This is a genomic window from Mesorhizobium sp. M1A.F.Ca.ET.072.01.1.1 (assembly GCF_004023325.1).
Taxonomy (GTDB): Bacteria; Pseudomonadota; Alphaproteobacteria; order Rhizobiales; family Rhizobiaceae; genus Mesorhizobium.
Genome location: NZ_RZSF01000383.1, coordinates 1 through 5,634, shown reverse-complemented (window position 1 = coordinate 5,634; position 5,634 = coordinate 1). Strand labels below are relative to the sequence as shown.

Annotated in this window: 4 protein-coding genes; 3 read left to right on the top strand and 1 reads right to left on the bottom strand. The window is 64.1% G+C overall.

Going from position 1 to position 5,634, the window contains the following annotated elements:
- The 3 genes from EOA32_RS32265 to EOA32_RS32255 form a co-directional block, all read left to right on the top strand.
- Positions 1-634, top strand: a 634-nt coding sequence (locus tag EOA32_RS32265; RefSeq protein WP_189407559.1) for a succinylglutamate desuccinylase/aspartoacylase family protein, incomplete at its 5' end; no start/stop codon positions are given.
- A gap of 235 nt (positions 635-869) precedes the next feature.
- Positions 870-3,059: an anthranilate synthase gene (locus EOA32_RS32260; RefSeq protein WP_128373890.1), complete on the top strand. Its 2,190-nt coding sequence runs from the start codon at positions 870-872 to the stop codon at positions 3,057-3,059.
- A gap of 5 nt (positions 3,060-3,064) precedes the next feature.
- A complete protein-coding gene (locus EOA32_RS32255; RefSeq protein WP_128373889.1) occupies positions 3,065-4,012 on the top strand; it encodes a cation diffusion facilitator family transporter in 948 nt (315 codons plus the stop codon).
- 262 nt (positions 4,013-4,274) lie between these two features.
- On the opposite strand, the gene EOA32_RS32250 is transcribed toward EOA32_RS32255, so the two are convergent.
- Positions 4,275-5,357: a hypothetical protein gene (locus EOA32_RS32250; RefSeq protein ID WP_128373888.1), complete on the bottom strand. Its 1,083-nt coding sequence runs from the start codon at positions 5,355-5,357 to the stop codon at positions 4,275-4,277.
- Positions 5,358-5,634: the final 277 nt, after the last annotated feature.

Genomic DNA, 5,634 nt, shown 5'->3' with positions numbered 1-5,634 from the left:
CATCATGCTCGATCTCCACTGCGACGATGAAGGCCTTGCCTATCTCTACATTCACACCAGCCTGTGGCCGCATATGGCCGACTGCGCGGCTGCGATGGGCATCGATGCCGTCTTGCTGTGGAGCGAGGACAGTAGCGGCACCTTCGAGGGCGCCTCGATCATGCCCTATCAAAATGTGCCTGCGAGCGTCGCGCGCTTCGACCGGCGCGTCGCCACCACGGTCGAATATCGCGGCATGCTGGATGTCGACAGCGGCTTGGCCGCCTCCGATGCCGGCGGCCTCTACCGCTTGCTGGTGACGCGCGGCGTCATTCAGGACCCTTCCGTCCCGAAGGCGAGCAGCTTCTCCGGCGCCGTCGTACCGCTGGAAAACATCGAGATGATGCCTTCGCCCAAGGCCGGCGCCATCCTTTACGACGTCAAGCCCGGCGACCGCGTCAACAAGGGCGACCGGCTGGCGACGATCGTCCATGCGCCCGGCGAAGCCGGCGGCCGCACCGAGGTGTTCGCGCCCCAGTCGGGTTTCATCCTGACCCGTCGTTCGCGCCGCATCATCCGCGCCGGCGAGGATCTTTTGAAGCTTGCCGGCGACGAGAGGAGCGCCGACGCGCGCTCCGGCACGCTGGAGGACTGACGGGCCGGCTTTACCGTTCGCGTGAAATCCAGTTGCGCGGGCCGTCATTCGCCGCTATGGGAGTCGCCATGAACATGCGTCCGAACAAGACCGTTTGGTGGTGGGCTCGCTGACAGCGGCCGGTTCGAACGCGCATGCGTGAAAATGAGGGTGGCCGCAGCGGAATGTCCGGGCGGCCATTTGTTTTTTCAAGCCATTCCCGGGTCCGTTGCCCAAAACGCTGGTGGAGACGGCAATGACGACTACAGTTCTGGACAACGGGGCGGAGCGCTTCGTCACCGCGGGCGGGGTGACGATCACCCGCGAACGCCATGACCAGCCCTATGAAGGCGCGATCGACGCCTATGTCGACGGCCTGAATTCGCGCCGCGGCGCGGTGTTTTCCTCGAACTACGAATATCCGGGCCGCTACACGCGTTGGGACACGGCCATCATCGATCCGCCGCTGGTGATCTCGGCGCGCGGCCGCGCCATGCGGATCGAGGCACTCAACCAGCGCGGCGAAGTGCTGCTGCCGGTGATCGGCAAGGCGCTTGGCGAGCTGAGCGAGGTGGCGATTGCCGAGAGCTCGAAAAAGCTGATCCGCCTCGATGTCGCCAAGCCCGGCCGCGTCTTCACCGAGGAGGAGCGCAGCCGCGTGCCGTCCGTCTTCACGGTGCTGCGCGCCCTCACGGCTTTGTTCAAGACCGCCGAGGACGCCAATCTCGGCCTTTACGGCGCCTTCGGCTACGATCTCGCCTTCCAGTTCGACCCGGTCGACTACAAGCTCGAGCGTAAGCAGAGCCAGCGCGACCTGGTGCTGTTCCTGCCCGACGAGATCCTCGTCGTCGATCACTATTCGACCAAAGCCTGGACCGACCGCTACGACTATTCCGGCGAAGGGTTTTCCACGGAAGGCTTGGCCCGCGATGCTCATGTCGAGCCGTTCAGGACCGCCGACCGCATCCCGCCGCGCGGCGATCACGAACCCGGCGAATATGCCAATTTGGTGCGCCGGGCGATGGAGAGCTTCAAGCGCGGCGACCTGTTCGAGGTCGTGCCTGGACAGATGTTCTACGAGCGTTGCGAGACCCAGCCCTCCGACATTTCCCGCAAGCTGAAGTCGATCAACCCCTCACCTTATTCCTTCTTCATCAATCTCGGCGAAAACGAGTACCTGATCGGCGCCTCGCCGGAGATGTTCGTGCGCGTCAACGGCCGTCGGGTCGAGACCTGCCCGATCTCCGGCACCATCAAGCGCGGCGACGACGCCATCTCCGACAGCGAGCAGATCCTCAAGCTGCTCAACTCCAAGAAGGACGAGTCCGAGCTCACCATGTGCTCGGACGTCGACCGCAACGACAAGTCGCGCGTCTGCGAGCCGGGCTCGGTGCGCGTCATCGGCCGCCGCCAGATCGAGATGTATTCGCGCCTGATCCACACCGTCGATCACATCGAGGGACGGCTGCGCGAAGGCATGGACGCCTTCGACGCCTTCCTGTCGCACGCCTGGGCGGTCACCGTCACCGGCGCGCCGAAGCTGTGGGCCATGCGCTTCATCGAGCAGAACGAAAAGAGCCCGCGCGCCTGGTATGGCGGGGCGATCGGCATGGTCAATTTCAACGGCGACATGAACACCGGGCTGACGCTGCGCACCATCCGCATCAAGGACGGTATCGCCGAAGTGCGCGCCGGCGCCACATTGCTTTTCGACAGTGTTCCTGAGGAAGAAGAAGCCGAAACCGAACTGAAGGCATCCGCCATGCTCTCCGCCATACGCGACGCCAAGACCGGCAACGCCGCAGGCACCGAACGCACCACCGCGCGCGTCGGCGACGGCGTCAACATCCTGCTCGTCGACCACGAGGACTCCTTCGTCCACACGCTGGCCAACTACTTCCGCCAGACCGGCGCCACTGTTTCCACCGTGCGCACGCCGGTGCCGGAAGAGGTGTTCGAGCGGCTGAAGCCCGATCTCGTCGTGCTCTCCCCCGGCCCGGGTACGCCGAAGGATTTCGATTGCGCCGCGACCATCAGACGAGCGCGCGCCCGCGACCTGCCGGTCTTCGGCGTCTGTCTCGGCCTGCAGGCGCTGGCCGAAGCCTATGGCGGCGAGTTGCGGCAGTTGCACATTCCGATGCACGGCAAGCCCTCGCGCATCCGTGTCTCGAAGCCGGGCATCATCTTCTCGGGGCTGCCCAAGGAAGTGACCGTCGGCCGCTATCATTCGATCTTCGCCGATCCGGTGCGCCTGCCCGAAGGTTTCGTGGTGACGGCCGAGACCGAGGACGGCGTCATCATGGCCTTCGAGCACCGCAAGGAGCCGATCGCCGCCGTTCAGTTCCACCCGGAATCGATCATGACGCTCGGCCACAATGCCGGCATGCGCATCATCGAGAACATCGTTGCGCATCTGCCGCGCAAGGCCAAGGAAAAGGCTGCCTAGCAACGATGGCCGCGGTGGAAGACACGGCGACGGCGGCCGCAAGAGCCGCCGCGAAGCGCAAGATCGCCAGCCTCGCTTTCTGGTCGATCGTCATCGCCTTCCTGGTGATGGGGCTGAAATTCGTTGCCTGGCAGATGACCGGCTCCGTAGCCCTCTATTCCGATGCTTTGGAATCCATCGTCAACGTCATCACTGCGGCAGCCGCTCTCTGGGCGATCCGCATCAGCCATAAGCCGGCCGATAGCGACCATCCCTTCGGCCATCACAAGGCCGAGTATTTTTCTGCGGTGCTCGAGGGTGTTCTGATCGTCGTTGCGGCGCTGCTGATCATCGCCAAGGTGTGGCAATCGCTGCAGAGCCCCGCATCGCTCGAACAGCCCTGGCAGGGCTTGGCGATCAATGCCGGCGCGGCGCTCGTCAATGCCGTCTGGGCATTCGTGCTGATCCGCAACGGCCGCAGCGAACGATCGCCCGCCCTGGTCGCCGACGGCCAGCACATCATGACCGACGTGCTTACCTCGGTCGGCGTCATCGTGGGCCTTGTCGCCGCGGTGATGACTGGATGGCATATCCTCGACCCGCTGCTTGCGCTTCTTGTTGCGCTGAACATTCTCTATCAGGGCTGGAAGCTTACCGGAGAGTCGCTGAGCGGACTGATGGATCGTGCCGTCGACACCCAGGAGCACATGCAGATCCGCGATATCATCTCGGCCAATTCGAAGGGTGCGCTGGAGGTGCATGACCTGAAAACCCGCATCGCCGGACGAGCGACCTTCATCGAGTTCCACCTCGTCGTCGACGCCGACATGACGGTCGGCGCCAGCCATGTCATTTGCGACCGCATCGAGGACGCGCTGAAGGCCGAGATCCCCTCGGTGCGCGTCACCATCCATGTCGAGCCGGACGACGAGGCGAAGCTGCCGAAAGGCACAACGGCGGTGCCTTTCGCCTGAAGCGATTTCCAGGCACGCCTTGGAAAATTGGCCGGGCCTCCGCGGTGTCGTCATCCCTGGACGAAGCAGGAGCGAAGCTCCATCGCCGAGACCCCTGGGATCCATGCCGTTGCCTTGGCCGAAGCATGCAGCGAAGCAGAATTCTGCACCGTTTCAACGCCTTAGCATAACGGCATGGATCCTATGGCTGCGCCGCGTCGCTCTCTCCTTGCTCCGCATAGGATGACGAAGCGCCACACTTTAGAGTGACGAAGTGGCACACTCACGGCGTGCAGGCCGACTGCGGCATCGGATTGAGCCTGTACACCTTGTCGTCGGACGTGGTCTTGCCGCGCGCGATCTTCGAGCAGAGGTCGACGATGGCGAGCGCATTGTTGGGGTTGGCCAGTAGCATCGTGCCGCTGGCGCCGCGCTTGAGAAAAACCTCCTTTTGCGAGATGTCGCAGGCAAAGTCGCTCATCTTGGAGCTGGCCGAGCAGCGCCACTGATCGGCCTCGCCCTGGCAGGAATAGGTCTGCGTGACCTTGGCCTCTTTCTGCCTGGTCGTCACCGAGATGGCGATGTCGGCGCCGTCTGGCCAGTTGGCGGCATCGCCACTGGCGGCGAAGGAAGCAAGCTCGATCGGCCCGCGGAAGACGCGGATCGACTGCGTCATCTGGTCCGGATGGGATTTCAGATGCGCGTCATCATAGTCGCGGCCGTAGCAGAAGGGCTGGTCCGGCTTCAGCCGCTCGCGCAGCGGAGCCCCGAGCGCCGGATCGACCGGATCGATGCGCGCGAACTCCGCCTTGCAGGTGTCGGCCGGCATCGGATCGAGACGAAAATTGTCGTCTGCGCTGCCCAGCGCCTGCTCGTTGTATTTCGCCTTGCCGAGATCCTCCTCCGCGCCGGCGTCGAGATAGACGTCAGGCTGCACGTTGGAGAGGATCAGCCGGCCCTTGTCGTCGACTTTCAGCGCGGCGAGCGTGCGGTCGCATTCCATGCCGCAGCGGATGCCGCTCGCCTTGTCGCTCGGATCCTCCTTGTTGCACCAGCCAGCCGCCCATTCCGGCTTCTTGGCGCCGCGCACCGTGGTGGTGAGAAAGCCGTTATAGGCAGCGTCGGACATCGAGCTCGGCTCTTCGTTCGGCCGGCTGACCGGATCGTGGCCATGGTAGAAGAAGATGCGCGCCACCTTCTGGTGCGGATGCGCCTTGAGATGGGCGGCATCATAGACCCGGCCGAAGCAGACGTCGGCGCCGTTCGGGCTGAGTTCGGTCAGCTTGGGGGCATCATCTGCGAGCGCCGCGCCGGCAAAGAACAGCGCGGCACCCAGCACCGCACCTGCCACCATCCTCGACGTCATGTGATCCTCTCCTCGCACCGACAGGACGTGATTGCGATTCATGCTAGTCTAGGCACGAAGGCTGGGCCACGCAAACTTGCGAGGGCCGCCGGATCGAGGAGGATGCGATGCTGCGCCGTGACGTTTTCCGCGCCGGTCTTGCCGGAGTGGGCGGTTTTTTCGGTCTGCGACAGGCGAGCGCCGCCGCCGCCGAAGACAGGCTGAAGGTCGCCTACCATCTCAGCGACGCCGACAAGGTCAACTTCGTCCTCGGCAACATCAAGAACCACTATGAGGG

Bases quoted from the DNA above. Each gene is read 5' to 3' on its own strand.
- EOA32_RS32255 (WP_128373889.1), top strand. From the start codon at position 3,065: ATGGCCGCGGTGGAAGACACGGCGACGGCGGCCGCAAGAGCCGCCGCG.
- EOA32_RS32260 (WP_128373890.1), top strand. From the start codon at position 870: ATGACGACTACAGTTCTGGACAACGGGGCGGAGCGCTTCGTCACCGCG.
- EOA32_RS32250 (WP_128373888.1), bottom strand. From the start codon at position 5,357: ATGACGTCGAGGATGGTGGCAGGTGCGGTGCTGGGTGCCGCGCTGTTC.